Here is a 21,324-nt window from a genome sequence, read left to right on the forward strand (position 1 = left end):
GGGGAAGCCTTCCGACATCGCCAGAAGGAGGCCGTCGGCGGAGACCACCACCGTGTGCGACACCCCGGGGGTGTTGTCCACGAAATTGGTGATCAGCCAGTTCAGGTTCTGTGCCGCCTGGCTCATGGAACTCAACTAACGCTCCTGCTGGTGAGTGGGGCCGGTGCGGTAAGTGCCGGTGGCCGGGCCGTTGCTGCCCGCCTGGCGACCCTGCTGGATACCCCGGCGGAGGTTGGTGAGCCGGCCGCGCACGTCGTCCGGTGCGCGGGAGACCTGCGGTCCCGACTGCGTGTCGTTCTGCTGCTGGGCCGTGCCCGCGACCAGGTTGGCCCGCGGGACCCGGCGCGGCAGGCCCGAGGTGGTGACCCCGCCGGCGGCCGGCTGGCGCACCCGCTCGGCCTGCTTCATCAGCTCGTCGTTGGGCGAGCTGCGCCAGCTGACCGTCGGGGTGGCGCCCGTGGCCGTCAGCGCGTCACCGCCGGCGCGCTCCTGGGCGCGCTGCGGCAGGGGCTGCTGGGGCGCGGCGGGTACCGGCGGGTTCGACGGAACCGGACCCGACGGGTGCGGCTGGTACTGCTGCGGCTGCTGCGGCACGCCCGGACCCTGCGGGGCGGGGGCCGCGCCGTTGCCTGCGTACCAGTTCGACTCGAGGTTGTCGAAGAGCGGCGTACGGCCGTCCACCGGGCCCGGGGCCGGGGGCAGCGCCTCCGGCTGGTGGGCCTGGGGCAGCCGCGGCGCCTCGGGGCGCGCGGCCGGCACCGCCGGGAAGGACCCGGTCTGGTGCGGCGGCCGGGCCGGGAGCGGCTGCTGGGGCTGCTGCGGCTGCGGGTACGCCTGGTCCTGCGGGCGTCCGTAGCCGCCGACCCCGGGACCGCCCGGGCGCGGGGCCTGGAAGTCGGGCCGCTCGAACTGCGAGGTCGACGCCGGGTCCGGGGACGCCGGGGCCGGGGGGAACTGCGGGCGCTCGAACTGCCCGGTCACCGAGGGGTCCTGCAGGGCGGGGACGCCCGGCGCACCCGGGAAGCCGGGGCGGGCGAACTGGCCCGTCGCCGAGGGGTCCTGGGGCGCCTGCACCGCGGGGAACTGCGGCCGATCGAACTGGCCGGTCGTCGAACCGGGCTGCTGCGGCAGCTCCGGGCGGGCGAACTGGCCGGTCGTCGAGGGGTCCGCCGGACCGCGCACGTCGGGCCGTTCGAACTGGCCGGTGGTGCTGCCGCCCTGCGGCGGCGGGCCGTTGAAGTCGGGACGGGCGAACTCGGCGGTGGAGCCGGGGCCCTGGAGCTCGTCGTGGCCGCGGGGGACCTCCTGGCCGCCGCCGGCCGGACCGCCCCAGCCGCCCGCCGGAGCGGAGCCGGCCGGCTCGGGGCGCGCACCGCCGCGCGGGGGCAGCTGCGGGCGGGCCGCGCCGGGCAGCTCGCCCGCGTCGGCACGCACCGGGGTCTGCGCCGGACGCTCGAAGCCGCTGTTGGCGGGCGCGCCGGGCTGGCCGAAGACGTCCTGGCGGACCGGCGGACCGGACTGCTGGCCGTGCTGCGGAGCCATGCCCTGGGGCTGCTGACCGGGAGCCGGGCGGCCCTGCTGGCCGGGCTGCTGGCCGCCCTGCGGACCGCGGGCGCCCATCGGGGCACCCGCGCCGAAGGCGTTGGCGGGCTGCTGGCCGGGGACCTGGCCGCCCTGGCCCGGACCCTGCGGCCGGCCGCCCTGCTGCGGACCGCGCTGGCCTGCGCCGTCGCGGCCGGGCAGGGCGTTGCGCGGGGCGCCGCCCGTGACCTGGCCGCGCTGCGGACCGGCGGCGAGCCGGCCGGCGGCGGCGCCCTGCGCCATCGCACCCATGGCGCCGCCGGCGTTCGGCCGGCCGCCCTGGGGCTGGCCGGGGCCCTGCTGGGCACCCGGGGCGCCGGGCACGGGACCCGGCTTCTTGCCGCCCTGGGCCACGTCGACGGGGAGCATGACGAGGGCCGTCGTACCGCCCGAGTCGGAGGGGCGCAGCTGGATGCGGATGCCGTGTCGCAGGGACAGGCGGCCGACCACGAACAGGCCCATGCGGCGGGAGACGGAGACGTCCACGGTGGGCGGCGAGGCCAGCCGCTCGTTGATCGCGGCGAGGTCCTCGGGGGAGAGGCCGATGCCGGTGTCGTGGATCTCGACCAGCACGCGCCCGTCGGGCAGGGCGTGGCCGGTGACCTTGACCTTGGTCTGCGGGGAGGAGAACGAGGTGGCGTTCTCCAGCAGCTCGGCGAGGAGGTGCACGAGGTCGTTGACGACGCGGCCGGCGACCTCGGTGCCGGGCACCGACGCCAGCTCGATGCGCTCGTACTGCTCCACCTCGGAGGCGGCGGCGCGGAGCACGTCGACCAGCGGGACCGGGCGGGTCCACCGGCGGCCCGGCTCCTCGCCCGCGAGGACGAGGAGGTTCTCGCCGTTGCGGCGCATGCGGGTCGCGAGGTGGTCGAGCTTGAAGAGGGAGGACAGCTGGTCCGGGTCGGCCTCGCGGGACTCCAGCTCGGAGATGAGCGAGAGCTGGCGCTGGATGAGGCCCTGGGAACGCCGCGAGAGGTTGGTGAACATCGCGTTGACGTTGCCCCGGAGGAGGGCCTGCTCGGCGGCGAGGCGGACGGCCTCGCGGTGCACGTCGTCGAAGGCCGCGGCCACCTGGCCGATCTCGTCGCGGGTGTGCAGGCCGACGGACTCCACGGAGGTGTCCACGTCCTGCGGGTCGGACTCGGACAGCTGCTTGACGAGCTCCGGCAGCCGGTCCTGGGCGACCCGGGTGGCGGTGTCCTGGAGCCGCTTCAGCGAGCGGATCATGGACCGGGCCACCACGAAGGCGCCGACGAGCGAGACGCCGAGGACGAGGAGGATCAGGGCACCGTTGATGAGCGCGTCGCGCTGGGCCTCGTTCTTGAGGTTGCGCGCCTCCTCCTCCATGTCCTCCAGGAGGGAGAGCTCGATCTTCTTCATCGCGGTGATCTTGACGTCGGCCTGGTCGTACCAGTCCATCCAGGAGCGGTTGCGCTCCTTCACGAACTGGCCCTGGGTGCCGAGGATGCGGCGCGAGTAGTGCTCGGCGCTGGAGATGTCGGCGTGGCCGTCGTTCAGCGTCTCCGTGAGCTCCTCGGCCTTGCCCTGGTAGATCAGGTCGAAGGTCTTGCGGGCCTGGCCCTCGCTCTTGAGGGCGGCGAGGGCGTAGAGCCGGTCGTTCTCCTTGAGCGAGCCCGGCTTCCGGTTGGAGTCCGGCAGCGCGCCGGCGATGACGCCGCGCTGGATCGAGAAGTACTCCTTGGCGGAGGAGAACGCGGCCAGCGCGCGCGTGCGCTTGATCATCTCGGGGCTGGACGTGGCCTGGGCCATGTCCTGCGAGAGGCTCAGCAGCGACTCGATGAGCTGGTTGTACTCGGCGATGGTCTGCTGCGAGGAGTTCTTGTACGCGTTCTTGCGGATGTCCTCGATCGTGACCAGCTGCTGGCTGATCTGGAGGACGTTGGAGCGGATCGACTGCAGGGTGTCGTCGTGGCCCTGCTGGTCGTCCACGTCCTGCGTGGCGTCCAGGAACGCCGTCGCGGCGTCGTTGGTGTCGTCGCGGACACCGGTGACGAGGCTGCTCGGCTTCGCGCCGTCCTTGGCGTTCGTGAGGGGGCCGGCGGACTTGTCGCGCTCCACCTGGAGCGCGGAGGCCAGGGCCGTCGCCTGCTTCGTCATCGTGGTCAGCAGCTGCATGTGCTCGAGCTGCTGGATGTCGTTGAGGGACTCGTTGATGCGCAGGCCGCCGAGCGAGGTCGCGGCGACGACGGGGAGGGCGAGCAGCGACACGAGCCGCGTGCTGATGCGCCAGTTCTGCAGGGCCAAGCGGGAGCCGGGGCCGGGGGGAGCCGCGGCGGCGGGTATCGCCTGGTCCGCGCTCTGGTCCCGGCCGTCCGCGCCGGGGGCGCCCGTGCCGTTCTTGCCCGCCTTGCCGTTCTTGCCGGCCTTGGCGGCGGCCTTCGCGGCCCTGCCCTTGCCCTTGGCGGCGGCCGGGGCTCCCGGCTCGGTCACGGAAGCGGCACCCGGGACGCCGGCGGCAGGCCCGTGGTTCGGGGCGTGCTGGGGCGAGGAGCCACGGTCGTTCCCGCCGCGCGGCTCCTGCTCCGCCGCACCGCTGCCATCCCTCTTGAATCGTCCCTGCACTAGCGTCGCAACCTCTGGACCAGGCGTCCCGCCGGCGAGCGGTGGGACGGTGTCGAGTCGTGGGGCCCTGGCGGGCTCCGTGGTGGTCGTGGGTGACCGGCGCTTCTCCCCTTCCAGATCGACCGCCGCCCGGCGCTGCGTTGCGCCCTCTGCGCGCCGGCTGAATCCCGCGGCGGTCCCCGGAATTCCAGCACAGTGCCGGATCTCCAACAAGGTGCGAGCGCACCCCCTCTTGATCGGCGACGGTGTGTGACTGCCGGGCTACGCGATGTGGAAGCGGATCCCGGAGAAATCGGACTTTCTCTTATGAATCACTTACGCACACACGGTGTCCCAGTCGAGATGATCAGGAGCGGAATGGAGCATTCAGTGGCACAATGTCCGTTTCTTCGGGGTCAATTGACTGTCCGTAATGTCGGTAATGCCGGTCAGCTGGTGAGCAAACTCACATGCCCGGAGCCATTACTTCCTTGGATCCGCGGGGAATCCGATGTTTAGCCTTGCTCTTTACATGCATCACGCAACCGACAACCGGCGCCCGCGGGTGCCCGCGACCGACAGGGTTCCGAGACAGCGATGAAGACGACGATGATGTTCCGCAACATAGCCAACCCGCGCCGCACCACCCTCGCGCACCTGAAGGGCGCCGAGGAGCTGCAGGGCGTAGCGGTGCCGGAGCACGCCGTCGAGCTGCCGAACCAGACCGCCAACCCGCGCCGCACCATCCTCATGAAGGCCCCGGTCGCCGCCGCCGCGGAGTAAAGGGCCCGCACAGGTCGCGAGGCGCCCCGCCCCGCCGCGTTAGCCTGGAGCGCAGACTCCAGCAGCGGCAATACAGAGGGGCAGACGCAACACGTGCGCATCGCCAGGTTCTCGATCGACGGCAATGTGGCCTTCGGCGCCGTGGAGGGCGACGCCGCCCCCGGCGACGAGGGCTCGCTCGTCCTCGACATCATCAAGGGCATCCCGTTCGCGGACTTCGAGCTCTCCGGCACGAAGGTCCCGCTGAGCAAGGTCCGCCTGCTGCCGCCCGTGCTCCCCAACAAGGTCGTGGCCATCGGCCGCAACTACGCGGAGCACGCGGCGGAGCTCGGCAACGAGGTCCCCGAGACCCCCATCACCTTCTTCAAGCCCTCCACCTCCGTGGTCGGCCCGGGCGACCCGATCGTCTACCCCTCCTTCTCGCAGGACCTGCACCACGAGGCCGAGCTGGCCGTGGTCATCGGCCGCATGTGCCGCGAGGTCCCCCGCGAGCGCGTCAAGGACGTGGTCCTCGGCTACACCTGCGCCAACGACGTCACCGCGCGCGACGTCCAGCAGCGCGAGAAGCAGTGGGCCCGCGCCAAGGGCTTCGACAGCTCCTGCCCCCTCGGCCCCTGGATCGAGACCGGCATCGACCCGGCCCGCGTCTCCGAGGGCCTGGCCGTGCAGTGCACCGTCAACGGCGAGCAGCGGCAGCTGGGCAGCACCAGCGAGATGGTCCGCTCCGTCGAGGACCTGATCGTGCACATCACCGAGGCCATGACCCTCCTCCCCGGGGACGTCATCCTCACGGGCACCCCGGCTGGGGTCGGCCCCCTCAACGTCGGCGACGAGGTCGCCGTCACCATCGAAGGCATCGGCACTCTCACCAACAAGGTGATCAAGCGTGGCTAACGCGACCCCCGTCCGCGTACGTTTCTGTCCCTCGCCGACCGGCAACCCCCACGTGGGCCTGGTCCGCACCGCCCTGTTCAACTGGGCCTTCGCCCGGCACAACGGCGGCACTTTCGTCTTCCGCATCGAGGACACCGACGCGGCCCGCGACTCCGAGGAGTCGTACGCGCAGCTCCTCGACTCCCTCAAGTGGCTCGGCTTCACCTGGGACGAGGGCCCCGAGATCGGCGGCCCCCACGCCCCGTACCGCCAGTCCCAGCGGATGGACCTCTACGCCGACGTCGCGCAGAAGCTCGTCGCGGGCGGCTACGCCTACCCCTGCTACTGCACGGCCGAGGAGCTCGACGAGCGCCGCGACCTGGCCCGCCGCGAGGGCCGCCCCTCCGGCTACGACGGCCGGTGCCGCACCCTCACCGCGGAGCAGAAGACCGCGTACGAGGCCGAGGGTCGCACCGCGATCATCCGCTTCCGGATGCCCGACGAGCCCATCACCTTCACGGACCTGGTCCGCGGCGAGCTGACCTTCACCCCGGAGAACGTGCCCGACTACGGCATCGTCCGGGCCAACGGCGCCCCGCTGTACACCCTGGTCAACCCGGTCGACGACGCGCTGATGGAGATCACGCACGTCCTGCGCGGCGAGGACCTGCTCTCCTCCACCCCCCGCCAGATCGCCCTGTACAAGGCGCTGATCGAGCTGGGCATCGCCAAGGACATCCCCTCCTTCGGCCACCTGCCGTACGTCATGGGCGAGGGCAACAAGAAGCTCTCCAAGCGCGACCCGGAGTCCTCGCTCAACCTCTACCGCGAGCGCGGCTTCCTGCCCGAGGGCCTGCTGAACTACCTCTCCCTCCTCGGCTGGTCCTTCTCCGCCGACCAGGACCTCTTCTCGATCGAGGAGATGGTGGCGAAGTTCGACATCGCCGACGTCAACGCCAACCCGGCCCGCTTCGACCTCAAGAAGTGCGAGTCGATCAACGCCGAGCACATCCGGCGCCTCGACCCGAAGGCCTTCGCCGAGGCCTGCACCCCCTGGCTGCAGGCCCCGCACGCCCCCTGGGCGCCGGAGCAGTTCGACCAGGCCGCCTGGGAGGCCGTCGCGCCGCACGCCCAGACCCGCCTGACCGTCCTGTCGGACATCACCGCCAACGTGGACTTCCTCTTCCTGGCCGAGCCCGTCTCGGACCAGGCCTCGTGGGACAAGGCCATGAAGGGCGAGCCGGCGGCCCTGCTCACCACCGCCCGCGAGAAGCTCGCCGCGGCGGACTGGAGCAGCGCCGAATCGCTGAAGGAGGCCGTCCTGGCCGCCGGCGAGGCCCACGGCCTCAAGCTCGGCAAGGCCCAGGCCCCGGTCCGCGTCGCGGTCACCGGCCGCACGGTCGGCCTGCCGCTCTTCGAGTCCCTGGAGATCCTGGGCCGGGAGAAGACCCTCGCCCGCATCGACGCGGCTCTGGCGAAGCTCTCCGCCTGATGCCCCGGGCCTCCGGGCCCGCCCGACCGTCCCCGCAGGGGGCGGCCCCCGGTCCACGGCCGGGGGCCGCCCCCTGCGGTGTGGTGCGGATTCGCCCGTTCCGCCCCGCGGGCGCCCCGGGCGGCGTAGGGTCGGCCGCATGCCGATCCGCGCCGTGCTGTGGGACATCGACGACACCCTCTTCGACTACACGGGGGCCGACCGGACCGGGCTGGCGCGGCACCTGGAGGCCGAGGGGCTGGCCGGGAGGTTCGGGGACGAGGCCGAGACGCTCGCCCTGTGGCGCAAGATCACCGAGGCGCACTGGGCCCGCTTCGCCGCCGGCGGGATCTCCTTCCAGGACCAGCGGCGCGAGCGGGTCCGCGAGTTCCTCGGGGCGCCCGGCATGGACGACGCGGCCGCCGACGAGTGGACCGGGCGCTACATCGCGTACTTCCAGGCCGCGTGGGAGCTCTTCCCGGACGTGGTGCCGGTCCTCGACCTGCTCGCCCCCCGCTACCGGCACGGCGTGCTGTCGAACTCCACCCTCGCCAACCAGGACCCCAAGCTGCGCTCCCTGGGCCTGCGGGACCGCTTCGAGGTCCTGCTGTGCGCCGCCGAGCTCGGCGTGAGCAAACCGGAGCCGGAGGCCTTTCTCGCCGCCTGCGAGGCCCTGGCCCTGCCGCCCGCCGAGGTGGCCTACGTGGGCGACCAGCCCGAGATCGACGCCCGCGGGGCCCGGGACGCCGGGCTGACGGCCGTCTGGCTGGACCGCGACGGCACCCGGGGCCCCGGACCCGCGGGCGTGCACCGGATCCGGGACCTGGAGGCCCTGCCGGAGGTGCTGGCCGGGGATACCCGTTTTGGAGCACGGTCAGGCATCCGGTAATGTTCTTTCTGCGCCGCCGAGCGGGCCGAAAGGCCGGAAGGGGGCGCCACCCGAATGAAACCCCCCGGCAGGGGGTTGAATTTTGGTGGGCTATGGTGTAATTGGCAGCACGACTGATTCTGGTTCAGTTAGTCTAGGTTCGAGTCCTGGTAGCCCAGCGCAGTGCATGTAGCAGTGCTTAGCCCCCGTTGTGTAGCGGCCTAGCACGCCGCCCTCTCAAGGCGGTAGCGCCGGTTCGAATCCGGTCGGGGGTACAGATCCTTCCCGCGAGGTCTCTTGGGTAGCTCCCAGACGTCTCGATGCAGGATCGCTAGGGCCCCCGTTGTGTAGCGGCCTAGCACGCCGCCCTCTCAAGGCGGTAGCGCCGGTTCGAATCCGGTCGGGGGTACTGGTCTAAACCACCATGGGCTATGGTGTAATTGGCAGCACGAGTGATTCTGGTTCATTTAGTCTAGGTTCGAGTCCTGGTAGCCCAGCGCAGTTGAGCAGGTGAACTGCAGTGCCCTTCGGGGCGCGCCCAGCAAGCCCCCGTTGTGTAGCGGCCTAGCACGCCGCCCTCTCAAGGCGGTAGCGCCGGTTCGAATCCGGTCGGGGGTACGCACAGGAAGGCCCCCCGCGTTCGCGCGGGGGGCCTTTCGCTTGCGGTGAATACGGGGGCCGAGTTGGTCCTTCCTGCTGCGCGGGGCGGTCCCGGGGACGGCTAATGGACCCATGGAGACCAAGCTGTTCCACGGGCGCACCACCGCTGCCGCCGAAGGTGACGTGATCGTCTTCCTGATCGGCATGCGCATCAACCGCTTCAGGTCGCCGCGAAGCTGGTGGCCGGTCTTCCGGGCGATGCCCCGGATGCTCAAGGAGCTGTCCGAGGACGAGGACAGCGGCATGCTCGGCTACCGGCTGCTGCTCGGCGGCCCGCGGCTCGTCTACGTCGTCCAGTACTGGTCCTCGGCGGAGAAGCTGCTGTCCTACGCCGACGACCCCCAGCACCTCCACCGGCCGGCCTGGGCGGCCTTCAACCACCGGGTCCGCGCGGGCCGCGGCAGGGGCGTCGGCTTCTGGCACGAGACGTACCTCGTCCCGGCCGGGAGCTACGAGAACGTGTACGTGAACATGCCCGCGTTCGGCCTGGGCGCGGCCACCTCGGTGCTGCCCGTCGGACTGCGCGGGGAGCGGGCCGCCGACCGGCTGGAGGGCGGTGCGCCCGGCGGCCGGGCCGGGCTGGGCGGCCGGACCGGACCGCGGAAGCGCTCCGCGTAGGGCGGCACGACCGGGGCCGGGGCCCCGGACGGCGAACGGGGCCGCGGGGCGCCCGACCGGACGTGTGCGGCGTCGCGGGCGCCCCCCGGCCCCGAGGGAGCAGGGGGAGGGGAAAGGGAGGGTGCGGGTCAGCCCGCGCGGCGCAGGGCCTCCGTGAGCCGTGCGGCCGCGTCGATGACGGCCTGCGCGTGCATCCGGCCCGGGTGGCGGGTCAGCCGCTCGATCGGACCGGAGACCGACACGGAGGCCACCACGCGGTTCGAGGGCCCGCGGACCGGAGCCGAGACGGAGGCCACTCCGGGCTCCCGCTCGCCGATCGACTGGGCCCAGCCGCGGCGCCGTACGCCGGACAGGGCGGTGGCCGTGAACCGCGCGCCCTGGAGGCCGCGGTGCAGCCGCTCGGGCTCCTCCCAGGCCATCAGGATCTGTGCGGCCGAACCGGCCTTCATCGGGAGCGTGGAGCCGACCGGGACGGTGTCCCGAAGGCCGGACAGCCGCTCCGCGGCCGCCACGCAGATGCGCATGTCGCCCTGCCGGCGGTAGAGCTGGGCGCTCTCGCCGGTGACATCGCGCAGGTGGGTGAGTACCGGTCCCGCCGTGGCCAGCAGCCGGTCCTCGCCCGCCGCGGCGGCGAGCTCCGCCAGCCGCGGGCCGAGGATGAACCGGCCCTGCATGTCCCTCGCCACCATCCGGTGGTGTTCCAGTGCCACGGCCAGCCGATGTGCCGTGGGTCGTGCGAGCCCTGTCGCCGCGACCAGCCCGGCGAGGGTGGCCGGACCGGACTCCAGTGCGCTCAATACCAGAGCTGCCTTGTCGAGAACGCCGACGCCGCTAGAGTTGTCCATGCAACGATATTCACGTCTCACACTGTGAAACGCAAGTTCAATTTTTCCAAGAACCCGACAGTCTGTATGTGCGGGCCCACGAACCACTGGGTTCGGGATCTCTAGGAGAGCCGGCAGAGGAACCAGCCGGCCGGAGGGAAAGCGATGGGTAGGACACTCGCGGAGAAGGTCTGGGACGACCACGTCGTCCGGCGCGCCGAGGGCGAGCCCGACCTGCTCTACATCGATCTGCACCTGCTGCACGAGGTGACCAGCCCCCAGGCCTTCGAGGGCCTGCGGCAGAACGGCCGCAAGGTCCGGCGCCTCGACCTCACCATCGCCACCGAGGACCACAACACCCCCACCCTCGACATCGACAAGCCGATCGCGGACCCGGTCTCCCGGGCCCAGCTGGAGACGCTGCGCCGCAACTGCGCCGAGTTCGGGGTGCGGCTGCACTCGCTGGGCGACGTGGAGCAGGGAGTCGTCCACGTGGTGGGACCGCAGCTGGGGCTGACGCAGCCCGGCACCACCGTGGTCTGCGGCGACTCGCACACCTCCACGCACGGCGCCTTCGGCGCGCTGGCCTTCGGCATCGGCACCAGCCAGGTCGAGCACGTGCTGGCCACCCAGACGCTCCCGCTGGCCCGCCCGAAGACCATGGCCATCACCGTCACCGGCGAGCTGGGCGAAGGGGTCACCGCCAAGGACCTGATCCTGGCGATCATCGCCCGGATCGGCACCGGCGGCGGCCAGGGCTACGTCCTGGAGTACCGCGGCGAGGCCGTCGAGCGGCTCTCCATGGAAGCCCGCATGACCATCTGCAACATGTCGATCGAGGCCGGGGCCCGGGCGGGCATGATCGCCCCCGACCAGACCACCTTCGACTACCTCCGGGGCCGCGACCACGCCCCGGTCGGCGCGGACTGGGACGAGGCCGTCGCCTACTGGAAGACCCTGCACACCGACGAGGACGCGGTCTTCGACGCCGAGGTGGTCATCGACGGGTCCGCGCTGACCCCGTTCGTCACCTGGGGCACCAACCCCGGCCAGGGCGCCCCGCTGTCCGAGTCGGTCCCCGACCCGGCTTCGTACGAGGACCCTTCGGAGCGCCTCGCCGCCGAAAAGGCCCTGGAGTACATGGGGTTGACCGCGGGACAGCCGCTGCGGGACATCAAGGTGGACACCGTCTTCGTAGGTTCCTGCACCAACGGCCGCATCGAGGACCTGCGGGCCGTGGCCGCGGTCGTCGAGGGCCGCAAAGTCGCCGACGGCGTACGCATGCTGGTGGTCCCGGGCTCCGTCCGGGTGGCCCTGCAGGCGGTGGAGGAGGGCCTGGACAAGGTCTTCAAGGAGGCGGGCGCCGAATGGCGGCACGCCGGGTGTTCGATGTGCCTGGGCATGAACCCCGACCAACTCGCCCCCGGCGAGCGCTCCGCGTCCACGTCCAACCGCAACTTCGAGGGGCGCCAGGGCAAGGGCGGCCGCACCCACCTGGTCTCCCCGCAGGTCGCCGGAGCCACCGCGGTGCTGGGCCGCCTGGCCTCGCCCGCCGACCTGGCCGGCGCCACCGAAGTCCCCGCCCCCGCAGGAGTCTGAGAGTCATGGAAGCCTTCACCACGCACACCGGCCGGGCCGTTCCGCTGCGCCGCAGCAACGTCGACACCGACCAGATCATCCCGGCGCACTGGCTCAAGAAGATCACCCGCGACGGTTTCGAGGACGGGCTCTTCGAGGCATGGCGCAAGGACGGGGAGTTCGTGCTGAACCGCCCGGAGCGCCAGGGCGCGACCGTGCTGGTCGCCGGCCCCGACTTCGGTACCGGCTCCTCCCGCGAGCACGCGGTCTGGGCCCTGCAGAACTACGGGTTCAAAACCGTGATCTCCGCGCGCTTCGCCGATATCTTCCGGGGCAACTCCCTGAAGAACGGGCTGCTCACGGTGGTCCTCCCGCAGGAGGACGTGGACCGGCTCTGGGAGCTGACCGAGTCCGACCCGACCGCGGAAATCACCGTGGACCTCGTCGCCCGGCAGGTCCGCGCGGCGGGAATCGAGGCGGAGTTCGAACTCGACGAGAACGCCCGCTGGCGGCTGCTGGAGGGGCTGGACGACATCTCGCTCACCCTTCAGAACGAAGCCGACATCGCCACCTACGAAAGCGTTCGTCCGGGCTTCAAGCCGCGTACGATTCAGGCCTGATTCGGGCCTGATCAGCACTTATTCGCCATCGGGCGATCGCTGAGCGAACACTGCACCCCCTGCCTTCCGGCAGGGGGTGCAGTCGTATGTTGAGGCCCCGTGAGGCGACAACTCGCCCCAGATGGCACAATCTGTGCATGGAACGCGACAGTCAACTCCAGCTCTGGGAACTCGTCGCGGACCGGCTGAAAGAAGCGCACACAAGGGTGCGCTCACTGCAAGTCCCGGAGGGCGTAAGGATGGCGCTGACCCGGAAGCTGTTGGTCGTCTCGGCCGCGGCGAAGCACGATCTCGCCGATGCGGCAAGGCGCCTGGACAGGTTGATGAAGGACCTCGACGAGGGTCGATTCCCTGAAGGCGACTGATGCGAAGGAACTCCGCAGCGGTCTACATCGTTGCGGCACTAGGGTGATTAGCCCGTTTCGTGTTTGATTTGCGGTATATATCCGCCTAACGTGCGAAAAAGCTTGAACACAATCGTTCTGGCAATGTCTCCGAAGGGGAAGACGTGAACAAGGCGCAGCTCGTAGAAGCGATTGCCGACAAGCTCGGTGGCCGCCAGCAGGCCGCGGACGCTGTCGACGCGGTCCTCGACGCGATGGTCCGCGCGGTCGTCGCGGGCGACCGGGTCTCGGTCACGGGCTTCGGCTCGTTCGAGAAGGTCGAGCGTCCGGCCCGGTACGCCCGCAACCCGCAGACGGGTGAGCGCGTCCGGGTCAAGAAGACCTCGGTCCCCCGCTTCCGCGCAGGTCAGGGCTTCAAGGACCTGGTGAGCGGCACGAAGAAGCTCCCCAAGGGCGACGAGGTGGCCGTCAAGAAGGCCCCCAAGGGCAGCCTCACCGGCGGCGCCGCCTCCGCCACGGTCAAGAAGGCCGCGGCCAAGAAGACCGCCACCGCCAAGAAGGCCGCGGCGAAGAAGGCCGCCCCGGCCGCCAAGAAGACCACGGCCGCCACCAAGAAGGCCGCCGTGAAGAAGACCACCACCGCGGCCAAGAAGACCACCACCGCGGTGAAGAAGACCACGGCCGCGGCGAAGAAGGCCGCCCCGGCGAAGACCGCGGCCAAGAAGACGGCCACCGCCAAGAAGACCGCGCCGGCCAAGAAGGCCGTCGCGAAGAAGGCGCCCGCCAAGAAGACGACGGCGCGCAAGACCACCGCCAAGAAGACCGCCGCCCGCAAGAAGTAACGGCGGCTGCCCCTTCCACGCGTCGGGCCGGTGTCCCCCCAGGGGATACCGGCCCGCGCCGTATCCGCAGGTCAGCGGGGTGGCTAGTCAGAGGGTCTGCAGGGTGATCAGCGTGATCCTCAGCCCGCCGCCCGCCCCCGCGGCCCCCTCGGTCTCGATCCGCACCCGCTGCCCCGGGCGCAGCAGCCGCAGTCCGCCCGCGTCGAACGCGGAGGTGTCGAAGGGCACCGGAGTGCCGTCGTCCAGCAGCACACTGCCGCTGCGGGTCTCGGAATCGTACGTGTACGCGGTCGCCTGCATGCCCGGATTTTAGCGGCGGCGGGCCCCGTCCGGTGCCGTCCAGCGGGCCGACGTGTAGCGGCCCAGGCCCAGCAGGGCCGCCGCGCGCAGATCCGCCCCGGTGTCCACGTCCCGGCGGACCGTTTCCACCCCGGGGAGCAGGATTTCCGCCGCCCCAGAAGCCGAATGCCGCAGCCGGGAAGGGCCTCCGAACGAGGGGTCCAATTCCACGTCCGGAGCAGCGGAAAGCAAAGTTGTTCCGATTCCTGCCGCATCCGCCAGAAATGCCCGGGGAAATGCGGCCGCGGTATCGAGCACGCGTTGCAATTCCCCCGGCCGGAGGGCGGGCAGGTCCGCGTTCAGCGCGGCCACCGCGGCCCCGGGCCGGCGGCCGCGCACGGTCCGCGCCCCGTGCGCCAGGGCCGCGTTGAGCCCGGCCGCGGGGGAGTCCGGGAGGATCCGCGCACCCAGCGCGGACAGTTCCGACGCGGCCCGGGGATCGTCCGTGACGACCACCACACTCCGGACCGCGGCGCAGGCCAGCGCACCCGCGACGGTGTCCATCGCGAACGCCAGGGCCAGCGCCGGCCGGTCCGCGCCGGCCGCCGGGGCGAGGCGGCTCTTGGCCAGTGCCAGGGGCTTCAGCGGCACGACCAGGGTCCAGGCGGTGTCCGTGGCGGGCCCCCGTCCTCGAAAGCGTTCAGACGTGCGAAGTGGGCCCCATTGTCACCCCCTGCCGCCCGCCCGGGGGTACGGTCGCACGGCCGGGGCGTACGGTGTTCTCGACAGAGGCCGGACCCGGGGCGACACTTGTCCGGCCGGCCGGGTGCCCGAGCCCTGCCCCGGTCCTAGAGGAAGGTGTCCGAGTGTCCCGCCGCAGAATCGGCTTCTGGTACCGCCTGGCGGCGGTCATCGCAAAACCGCCGCTGGTAGTGCTGTTCAAGCGGGACTGGCGGGGAATGGAACACATTCCGGCGGCGGGCGGATTCCTCACCGCCGTGAATCACAACTCGTATCTGGACCCGCTCTCGTACGCCCACTTCCAGTACAACACCGGGCGCGTGCCCCGACTGCTCGCGAAGGCCGGCCTCTTCAAGGCGCCTTTCGTCGGCACGATCCTGCGCGGCACCGGCCAGATCCCCGTCTACCGCGAGACCACCAACGCCCTGGACGCATTCCGGGCCGCCGTGGACGCCATCGAGCGCGGGGAATGCGTGGCCTTTTACCCGGAGGGCACCCTCACCCGGGACCCCGACCTGTGGCCCATGGCCGGGAAGACCGGGGCCGCCCGCGTCGCCCTCATGACCCGGGCGCCCGTCATCCCGGTGGCGCAGTGGGGCGCGCACCTCGCGATGCCGCCGTACGCGAAGGAGAACAAGCTCCGGCTGTTCCCCCGCAAGACCCTGCAGGTACTGGCCGGTCCGCCGGTCGACCTGTCCGCGTACTACGACCGCGAACCCACCCCGGAGGTCCTCAAGGAGGCCACCGAGGAGATCATGGCGGCCATCACGGAGCTGCTGGAGGAGCTGCGCGGCGAGCCCGCTCCCGCGCAGCCGTACGACCACCGCACGGCGCGTGCGGAACAGCGGCGCAGGGCCGCGGGGGAGGGCAAGAAGTGACACGTCCCGTGAAGGCCGCGGTCTTCGGCACCGGTTCCTGGGGAACCGCCTTCGGCATGGTGCTCGCCGACGCCGGCTGCGAGGTGACCCTGTGGGCCCGCCGCCCGGAGCTGGCCGCGGCGGTCAACACCGACCGCGCCAACCCCGACTACCTGCCGGGCACCGCGCTGCCGGAGAACCTGCGCGCCACCACCGACCCGGCGGAGGCCGCCCGGGGCGCCGACTTCACCGTCCTCGCCGTCCCCTCCCAGACCCTGCGCGGCAACCTGGCCGCATGGGCCCCGCTGCTGGCCCCCGAGACCGTGCTCGTCTCCCTCATGAAGGGCATCGAACTCGGCAGCGCCAAGCGGATGAGCGAGGTGATCGAGGAGGTCGCCAAGGTCCCCGCCGAGCGGGTCGCCGTGGTCACCGGCCCCAACCTCGCCCGCGAGATCGCCGCCCGCCAGCCCGCCGCCTCCGTGGTGGCCTGCGTGGACGAGGCCGTGGCCCAGCGGCTCCAGGCCGCCTGCCACACCCCGTACTTCCGCCCGTACACCAACACCGACGTGGTCGGCTGCGAGCTCGGCGGCGCCGTCAAGAACGTGATCGGCCTCGCCGTCGGCATCGCGGACGGCATGGGCCTGGGCGACAACACCAAGGGCTCCCTGATCACCCGCGGCCTCGCCGAAACCACCCGGCTGGGACTGGCGATGGGCGCCGACCCGCTGACCTTCTCCGGCCTCGCCGGCCTCGGCGACCTGGTCGCCACCTGCTCCTCGCCGCTCTCCCGGAACCACACCTTCGGCACCAACCTGGGCCGCGGGATGACCCTGGAGGAGACCATCGCGGTCACCAAGCAGACCGCCGAGGGGGTCAAGTCCTGCGAGTCGGTGGCCGATCTGGCCCGCCGACACGGGGTCGACATGCCCATCACGGACACCGTGGTCGACATCGTGCACAACGGCAAACCCCCGCTGGTCGCGCTCAAGGAGCTGATGGCCCGCAGCGCCAAACCGGAACGCCGCTGACTCCTTTCCGGACGTCTGAGCGGGTACTCTCGTGGCGATATGAGCAGCGAGAACCTCCCCCAGACCCCTGAGCAGCAGGGCCGCAGGCCCCGCGTCGCCGTCGTGTTCGGCGGGCGCAGCTCCGAGCACGCCATCTCGGTCGTCACCGCGGGCGCCGTGCTGCGCTCGATCGACCGTACGAAGTACGAGGTGCTGCCCATCGGCATCACCCAGGACGGCCGCTGGGCGCTGACGGCCGACGACCCCGAGCGGATGGCCATCACCGACCGCAGGCTCCCGGACGTCGCCGAGCTCGCGGAGTCCGAGGAGGGCGGCGTCGTGCTGTCCGTCGACCCCGCCAACCGCGAGGTGGTCTACACCGAGCCCGGCGCCGTCCCCAAGGCCCTCGGCGACGTGGACGTGGTCTTCCCGATGCTGCACGGCCCGTACGGCGAGGACGGCACCCTCCAGGGCCTGCTGGAGCTCTCCGGCGTCCCGTACGTGGGCTCGGGCGTGCTCGCCTCGGCCGTCGGCCAGGACAAGGAGTACATGAAGCGGGTGTTCACCAGCTTCGGCCTCCGCGTCGGCCCGTACATCGCCATCCGCCCGCGCGAGTGGGAGCGGGACGCCGCCGCGGCCCGCAAGCGGATCGTGGACTTCGCCGGCGAGCACGGCTGGCCGCTGTTCGTGAAGCCGGCCCGCGCCGGCTCCTCCATCGGCATCACCAAGGTCGACGACCTGTCCGGCCTGGACGAGGCCGTCGCCGAGGCCCAGCGCCACGACCCGAAGATCATCGTCGAGTCGCTGCTGCGCGGCCGCGAGATCGAGTGCGGGGTGCTGGAGTTCGAGGACGGTCCGCGCGCCAGCGTGCCGGCCGAGATCCCGCCGGTCTCCAGCCACGAGTTCTACGACTTCGAGGCCAAGTACATCGACTCGGCCTCCGGGATCGTCCCGGCCCCGCTGACCCCCGGGCAGACCGACGAGGTCCGCCGGCTGGCCGTCGAGGCCTTCGAGGCGGCCTCGTGCGAGGGTCTGGTCCGCGCCGACTTCTTCCTCACCGAGGACGGCGAGTTCGTCATCAACGAGATCAACACCATGCCCGGGTTCACCCCGATCTCCATGTACCCGCGCATGTGGCAGGAGTCGGGCGTCTCGTACGCCGAGCTGGTGGACCGCCTCATCCAGGCGGCGATGAACCGCTCGACCGGGCTGCGCTAGCGGATCCGGCCGCCGGTACGCGCGAGGCCGCCCGCCGGGTGCTCCCCGGCGGGCGGCCCCGTGTGCGGGCCCGTACCCCCGGCGGCCCGTACCCCTAGCCCCTAGTACGAGGACAGCCCCTCGGGGACCGTCTTCGCCACGGCGGGCGCCAGGGGCACCAGCATTCCGGCGTCGGTGGCGTGCGCGGCGTCCACGACGACCTCCACGTACGCCAGGCGGGCCGCGGAGAAGAAGCGGAACGAGCCGTCCGCGCGCTTCTTCTCGATCATCCAGCCCACCCCGTCGACCGTGACCTCGCCCGTGCGCCGGTCCAATATCTGGTCGAAGGGTTTAGGAACCCCGCAGCGCAGTACGATCGCTGCGCCGCCCCACGCGGCGGTCAGCTCGGAGTCCGGCTCGGGATCGCGCCGCTCCAGGCCGGCCAGCTCCGCGGGGAGCTCCCGGTGCAGTGCCGCACAGTACTTCGCGACGTCCGCGGGCGGGGCCGCGGGCGGCTCCACCTGCGCACGCGCCTCCCCGGGGGAGCAGCCCGCGAGGGAGAGCAGCGCGGCGGCGCAGACCAGGGCGGGCAGGCGGAGGGGCCGGCGGCGGGATGACGTCACCGGCCAAGACTAGACGGGGGCTACAGATGGACGACCGGGCAGGTCAGGGTGCGGGTGATGCCTTCCACCTGCTGGACCTTGGCGACCACCATGCGGCCGAGCTCGTCGACCGTGTCGGCCTGGGCGCGCACGATCACGTCGTACGGGCCGGTCACGTCCTCCGCCTGGATCACCCCCGCGATCTTCGCGATGGACTCGGCGACCACCGACGCCTTGCCCACCTCGGTCTGGATGAGGATGTACGCCTGTACCACGGAACCTCCAGGGCGGCCACGGGGATCGTCTCCCCTAACCTTCGGTGGGGAACGGCCCCGCCCCTGACACGGCGGGGTGGTCCCAGGGAAGACCCCCGGGAAGGCCCCGGGGAAGAAGGGACGCCACGGTACCGCGTCGCCGAGTGCCGCGGGGAGACCCTTCCCCCACGTGCCGCCGGGCTAACCCCCGGCGTGCCGGACTCCCGGCTTCCCGGCGCCGAGCGGGCGGGGCACACGAAATGCAGCAGTTGACCTATCTGTTGACGGTACCTACAGCAGTGAAGGCTCGCGACCGCAAGCCCACTGGGCCAGAAGGAGCACAGCGATGAAGGGCACTGTGGGCGAGCTGGGGGAGTTCGGGCTCATCCGAGAGCTCACCTCCCGGCTCACGACCACGCCGGCGGTACGACTCGGGCCCGGGGACGACGCCGCCGTCGTCTCCGCCCCGGACCGGCGGGTGGTGGCGAGCACGGACATCCTCCTGGAGGGCCGCCACTTCCGCCGCGACTGGTCCACGGCCTACGACGTCGGCCGCAAGGCCGCCGCCCAGAACCTGGCGGACATCGCCGCGATGGGGGCCGTGCCCACGGCCCTGCTGCTCGGGCTCGTGGTCCCCGCGGACCTGCCGGTCACCTGGCCGACCGAGCTGATGGACGGCCTGCGCGACGAGTGCCAGGTCGCGGGGGCCGCCGTGGTCGGCGGGGACGTCGTGCGCGGGGACACCATCACCGTGGCCATCACCGCCCTCGGCGACCTGCGCAACCACGAGCCGGTCACCCGGGCCGGGGCCCAGCCGGGCGACGTCGTGGCCGTCACCGGCTGGCTGGGCTGGTCCGCCGCCGGGTTCGCCGTCCTCTCGCGCGGCTTCCGCTCCCCGCGGGCCTTCGTCGAGGCGCACCGGCGGCCCGAACCCCCGTACCACGCGGGCCCCGCGGCGGCCGGACTCGGCGCCACCGCCATGACGGACGTCAGCGACGGGCTCGTCGCCGACCTCGGGCACATCGCCGAGTCCAGCAAGGTCCGCATCGACCTGCGCTCGGCGGCCATCGACGTGCCCACGCAGATGAACGACATCGGCCAGGCCGTCGGCGTGGACCCGCTGCAGTGGGTGCTGACCGGGGGGGAGGACCACGCGATCGTGGCCACCTTCCCGCCCGACGTGAAGCTGCCCGCCCGCTGGAAGGTCATCGGAGAGGTGCTGCACCCCTCGGCGCAGCCCCAGGTGACCGTCGACGGCGCCCCGTGGACGAGCACCGGCGGCTGGGACCACTTCGGCGACATCGAGGACGGGCGGCCGTGACGGACGCCACGCCCGCGGCCGTCCCGGGAGGCGCCCCGGAGGCCCTCCCCGGCGCGGTCCCGGCTGGGAGCGGTCGGCCGCCGCTGTGCCTGACCGTCGCCGGATCCGACTCCGGCGGCGGCGCGGGCATCCAGGCCGACCTGAAGACCATGCTGGCCCTCGGGGTCCACGGGATGAGCGTGCTGACCGCCGTCACCGCCCAGAACTCCCTGGGCGTGCGCGGGGTCTGGGACCTGCCCGCAGAGGCCGTCACGGCCCAGTACCGGGCCGTGGCCGACGATATCGGGGTCCAGGCGGTCAAGACCGGGATGCTGTCCTCCGCCGCCCTGGTCGAGACCGTGGCGGCCCTGGTCGACGGTACGGACGCCCCCGCGGTCGTGGACCCCGTCGGGGTCTCCAAGCACGGGGACCCGCTCCTCGCCGCCTCCGCGCTGGACGCCGTACGCACCCTGCTGCTGCCGGCCGCGACGGTGGCCACGCCCAACCTGGACGAGGTGGCGCAGCTCACGGGCCTCGTGTGCCGCACCGAGGACGACCTGCGCCGCGCGGCCGACGCCGTGCTCGCCTTCGGGCCGCGCTGGGCGCTCATCAAGGGCGGCCACCTGGCCGCCGGGCACGAGGCCGTGGACCTGCTCACGGACGGGGCCGAGGAGCTGTGGCTGCGGGCCCCCCGGCACCCCAACCGACACACCCACGGCACGGGCTGCACCCTCGCCAGCGCGATAGCCGCCGGACTGGCCCGGGGGCTCGCGGTACCCGCGGCCGTCACCGCCGCCAAGGAGTACGTGACCGGGGCCATCGCCGCCGGCTTCGCGCTCGGCGGGGGCATCGGGCCGGTGGACCACGCCTGGCGCTGGCGCGCGGCGGGGCACTGACCGGCGAACGGTACGGGTTCCCGGGCGCCGGTCGGCGCCCGGGGGCACCCTGGTCGGGGGGCGCACCAGGTCCGGGAATGGCAAAAAGGCCGGTTCACCTGGGTGAACCGGCCTTCTCGGCAACCGGAAGGGCTGCGCTACGACGGGAGCGTCAGCGCGAGACCTTGCCGGCCTTGATGCACGAGGTGCAGGCGTTGAGGCGCTTCGGCGTCCCACTGACCACGGCACGGACGCGCTGGATGTTCGGGTTCCAGCGACGGGGCGTACGGCGGTGCGAGTGCGAGATGTTGTTGCCGAAGCCCGGCCCCTTGCCGCAAACGTCGCAGTTGGCAGCCACAGGTCACTCCAAAGACTTCAGATGCACTTACAGTGAAATCCGGCGCACCGGAATCAGAGATCTGAAGTGGTTTGCCGGGGGGATGGCCTGATTCTCATCAGGCAACCGGAGCAGCATACAACGACTCCGCCCGTCCGAGAAAACTACCACGGTCCCGCGGACCCCACCCCGCCCGGTCCCCGGCCGGGGCCACCGCTTCGTTACCCTGCGGAGGCAGAGACCGCCCGCCG

22 protein-coding genes and 5 tRNA genes are annotated in these 21,324 nt (G+C 72.0%); 19 read left to right on the plus strand and 8 right to left on the minus strand.

Going from position 1 to position 21,324, the window contains the following annotated elements:
• Both ACZ7JZ_RS16665 and ACZ7JZ_RS16670 read right to left on the minus strand, forming a co-directional pair.
• Positions 1-135: roadblock/LC7 domain-containing protein (locus ACZ7JZ_RS16665; protein WP_470939750.1), on the minus strand; the 135-nt coding region annotated here is incomplete at its 3' end.
• Positions 136-4,164, minus strand: coding sequence for a sensor histidine kinase (locus tag ACZ7JZ_RS16670; protein WP_470939203.1), 4,029 nt, complete (start codon positions 4,162-4,164; stop codon positions 136-138).
• Positions 4,165-4,740: 576 nt separating this feature from the next.
• Between ACZ7JZ_RS16670 and ACZ7JZ_RS16675 the strand changes: the two genes are divergently transcribed.
• The 10 genes from ACZ7JZ_RS16675 to ACZ7JZ_RS16720 all read left to right on the plus strand — a co-directional run bounded on the left by ACZ7JZ_RS16675 (position 4,741) and on the right by ACZ7JZ_RS16720 (position 9,416).
• Positions 4,741-4,926, plus strand: a complete 186-nt coding sequence (locus tag ACZ7JZ_RS16675) for a hypothetical protein (RefSeq protein WP_470939205.1) — start codon at positions 4,741-4,743, stop codon at positions 4,924-4,926.
• 93 nt (positions 4,927-5,019) lie between these two features.
• The gene (locus ACZ7JZ_RS16680; protein WP_470939207.1) at positions 5,020-5,820 is read left to right on the plus strand and encodes a fumarylacetoacetate hydrolase family protein; all 801 of its coding nucleotides are present in this window, start codon (positions 5,020-5,022) and stop codon (positions 5,818-5,820) included.
• Complete coding sequence (gltX, locus tag ACZ7JZ_RS16685) at positions 5,813-7,291, plus strand: glutamate--tRNA ligase (RefSeq protein ID WP_470939210.1); 1,479 nt, start codon at positions 5,813-5,815, stop codon at positions 7,289-7,291. The genes ACZ7JZ_RS16680 and gltX overlap by 8 nt, the downstream gene beginning before the upstream one ends.
• Before the next feature lie 139 nt (positions 7,292-7,430).
• On the plus strand, positions 7,431-8,159 hold the full coding sequence (locus ACZ7JZ_RS16690; RefSeq protein WP_470939213.1) for an HAD family hydrolase: 729 nt from the start codon (positions 7,431-7,433) through the stop codon (positions 8,157-8,159).
• Between the two features lie 86 nt (positions 8,160-8,245).
• Positions 8,246-8,317, plus strand: a tRNA-Gln gene (locus tag ACZ7JZ_RS16695).
• 23 nt (positions 8,318-8,340) lie between these two features.
• Positions 8,341-8,413 (plus strand) — tRNA-Glu (locus ACZ7JZ_RS16700).
• A gap of 61 nt (positions 8,414-8,474) precedes the next feature.
• Positions 8,475-8,547: transfer RNA gene (locus tag ACZ7JZ_RS16705), tRNA-Glu, on the plus strand.
• 16 nt (positions 8,548-8,563) lie between these two features.
• Positions 8,564-8,635: transfer RNA gene (locus ACZ7JZ_RS16710), tRNA-Gln, on the plus strand.
• 48 nt (positions 8,636-8,683) lie between these two features.
• Positions 8,684-8,756: transfer RNA gene (locus ACZ7JZ_RS16715), tRNA-Glu, on the plus strand.
• Positions 8,757-8,870: 114 nt separating this feature from the next.
• On the plus strand, positions 8,871-9,416 hold the full coding sequence (locus tag ACZ7JZ_RS16720; protein WP_470939216.1) for a DUF4188 domain-containing protein: 546 nt from the start codon (positions 8,871-8,873) through the stop codon (positions 9,414-9,416).
• A 128-nt stretch (positions 9,417-9,544) separates the two neighbouring features.
• On the opposite strand, the gene ndgR is transcribed toward ACZ7JZ_RS16720, so the two are convergent.
• Positions 9,545-10,261: an IclR family transcriptional regulator NdgR gene (ndgR, locus tag ACZ7JZ_RS16725; protein WP_470939219.1), complete on the minus strand. Its 717-nt coding sequence runs from the start codon at positions 10,259-10,261 to the stop codon at positions 9,545-9,547.
• 144 nt (positions 10,262-10,405) lie between these two features.
• Here ndgR and leuC point away from each other — a divergent pair, with 144 nt between their 5' ends.
• The 4 genes from leuC to ACZ7JZ_RS16745 all read left to right on the plus strand — a co-directional run bounded on the left by leuC (position 10,406) and on the right by ACZ7JZ_RS16745 (position 13,624).
• Complete coding sequence (gene leuC / locus ACZ7JZ_RS16730) at positions 10,406-11,839, plus strand: 3-isopropylmalate dehydratase large subunit (RefSeq protein WP_470939222.1); 1,434 nt, start codon at positions 10,406-10,408, stop codon at positions 11,837-11,839.
• Between the two features lie 5 nt (positions 11,840-11,844).
• The gene (gene leuD / locus ACZ7JZ_RS16735) at positions 11,845-12,438 is read left to right on the plus strand and encodes a 3-isopropylmalate dehydratase small subunit (protein WP_470939225.1); all 594 of its coding nucleotides are present in this window, start codon (positions 11,845-11,847) and stop codon (positions 12,436-12,438) included.
• A 137-nt stretch (positions 12,439-12,575) separates the two neighbouring features.
• On the plus strand, positions 12,576-12,803 hold the full coding sequence (locus tag ACZ7JZ_RS16740) for an SCO5555 family protein (protein ID WP_470939228.1): 228 nt from the start codon (positions 12,576-12,578) through the stop codon (positions 12,801-12,803).
• 143 nt (positions 12,804-12,946) lie between these two features.
• The gene (locus tag ACZ7JZ_RS16745) at positions 12,947-13,624 is read left to right on the plus strand and encodes an HU family DNA-binding protein (RefSeq protein ID WP_470939231.1); all 678 of its coding nucleotides are present in this window, start codon (positions 12,947-12,949) and stop codon (positions 13,622-13,624) included.
• An 87-nt stretch (positions 13,625-13,711) separates the two neighbouring features.
• Here the strand turns inward: ACZ7JZ_RS16745 and ACZ7JZ_RS16750 are convergent, their stop codons facing one another.
• Together ACZ7JZ_RS16750 and cofC are read right to left on the minus strand one after the other, a co-directional pair.
• Complete coding sequence (locus tag ACZ7JZ_RS16750) at positions 13,712-13,924, minus strand: hypothetical protein (RefSeq protein WP_470939234.1); 213 nt, start codon at positions 13,922-13,924, stop codon at positions 13,712-13,714.
• 9 nt (positions 13,925-13,933) lie between these two features.
• Positions 13,934-14,554: a 2-phospho-L-lactate guanylyltransferase gene (gene cofC, locus ACZ7JZ_RS16755; protein ID WP_470939237.1), complete on the minus strand. Its 621-nt coding sequence runs from the start codon at positions 14,552-14,554 to the stop codon at positions 13,934-13,936.
• Between the two features lie 215 nt (positions 14,555-14,769).
• On the opposite strand from cofC, the gene ACZ7JZ_RS16760 reads away from it, so the two are divergent.
• The 3 genes from ACZ7JZ_RS16760 to ACZ7JZ_RS16770 are packed head-to-tail and all read left to right on the plus strand — an operon-like array spanning position 14,770 to position 17,726.
• Entirely contained in the window at positions 14,770-15,522 is a 753-nt protein-coding gene (locus ACZ7JZ_RS16760) for a lysophospholipid acyltransferase family protein (protein ID WP_470939239.1), read from the plus strand.
• Positions 15,519-16,529 carry an NAD(P)H-dependent glycerol-3-phosphate dehydrogenase gene (locus tag ACZ7JZ_RS16765; protein WP_470939242.1) on the plus strand — a complete coding sequence of 337 codons (1,011 nt, stop codon included), beginning with the start codon at positions 15,519-15,521 and terminating at the stop codon, positions 16,527-16,529. Before ACZ7JZ_RS16760 ends, ACZ7JZ_RS16765 begins: the two co-directional genes overlap by 4 nt.
• Positions 16,530-16,568: 39 nt before the next feature.
• The gene (locus ACZ7JZ_RS16770) at positions 16,569-17,726 is read left to right on the plus strand and encodes a D-alanine--D-alanine ligase family protein (RefSeq protein WP_470939245.1); all 1,158 of its coding nucleotides are present in this window, start codon (positions 16,569-16,571) and stop codon (positions 17,724-17,726) included.
• A 101-nt stretch (positions 17,727-17,827) separates the two neighbouring features.
• Here the strand turns inward: ACZ7JZ_RS16770 and ACZ7JZ_RS16775 are convergent, their stop codons facing one another.
• Both ACZ7JZ_RS16775 and ACZ7JZ_RS16780 read right to left on the minus strand, forming a co-directional pair.
• On the minus strand, positions 17,828-18,328 hold the full coding sequence (locus tag ACZ7JZ_RS16775) for a DUF3515 domain-containing protein (protein ID WP_470939248.1): 501 nt from the start codon (positions 18,326-18,328) through the stop codon (positions 17,828-17,830).
• A gap of 20 nt (positions 18,329-18,348) precedes the next feature.
• Complete coding sequence (locus ACZ7JZ_RS16780) at positions 18,349-18,582, minus strand: Lrp/AsnC ligand binding domain-containing protein (protein ID WP_470939251.1); 234 nt, start codon at positions 18,580-18,582, stop codon at positions 18,349-18,351.
• A 325-nt stretch (positions 18,583-18,907) separates the two neighbouring features.
• Here ACZ7JZ_RS16780 and ACZ7JZ_RS16785 point away from each other — a divergent pair, with 325 nt between their 5' ends.
• Together ACZ7JZ_RS16785 and thiD are read left to right on the plus strand one after the other, a co-directional pair.
• Positions 18,908-19,882 (plus strand): thiamine-phosphate kinase, encoded by a 975-nt coding sequence (locus ACZ7JZ_RS16785; protein WP_470939253.1) that lies wholly within the window; start codon positions 18,908-18,910, stop codon positions 19,880-19,882.
• Positions 19,883-19,965: 83 nt separating this feature from the next.
• Complete coding sequence (gene thiD, locus ACZ7JZ_RS16790) at positions 19,966-20,757, plus strand: bifunctional hydroxymethylpyrimidine kinase/phosphomethylpyrimidine kinase (RefSeq protein WP_470939753.1); 792 nt, start codon at positions 19,966-19,968, stop codon at positions 20,755-20,757.
• A 151-nt stretch (positions 20,758-20,908) separates the two neighbouring features.
• Here thiD and rpmB read toward each other — a convergent pair whose 3' ends face one another.
• Positions 20,909-21,094: a 50S ribosomal protein L28 gene (rpmB, locus tag ACZ7JZ_RS16795; RefSeq protein ID WP_016642993.1), complete on the minus strand. Its 186-nt coding sequence runs from the start codon at positions 21,092-21,094 to the stop codon at positions 20,909-20,911.
• Positions 21,095-21,324 lie beyond the last annotated feature (230 nt).

Source organism: Streptomyces sp. NPDC038213 (assembly GCF_055600495.1).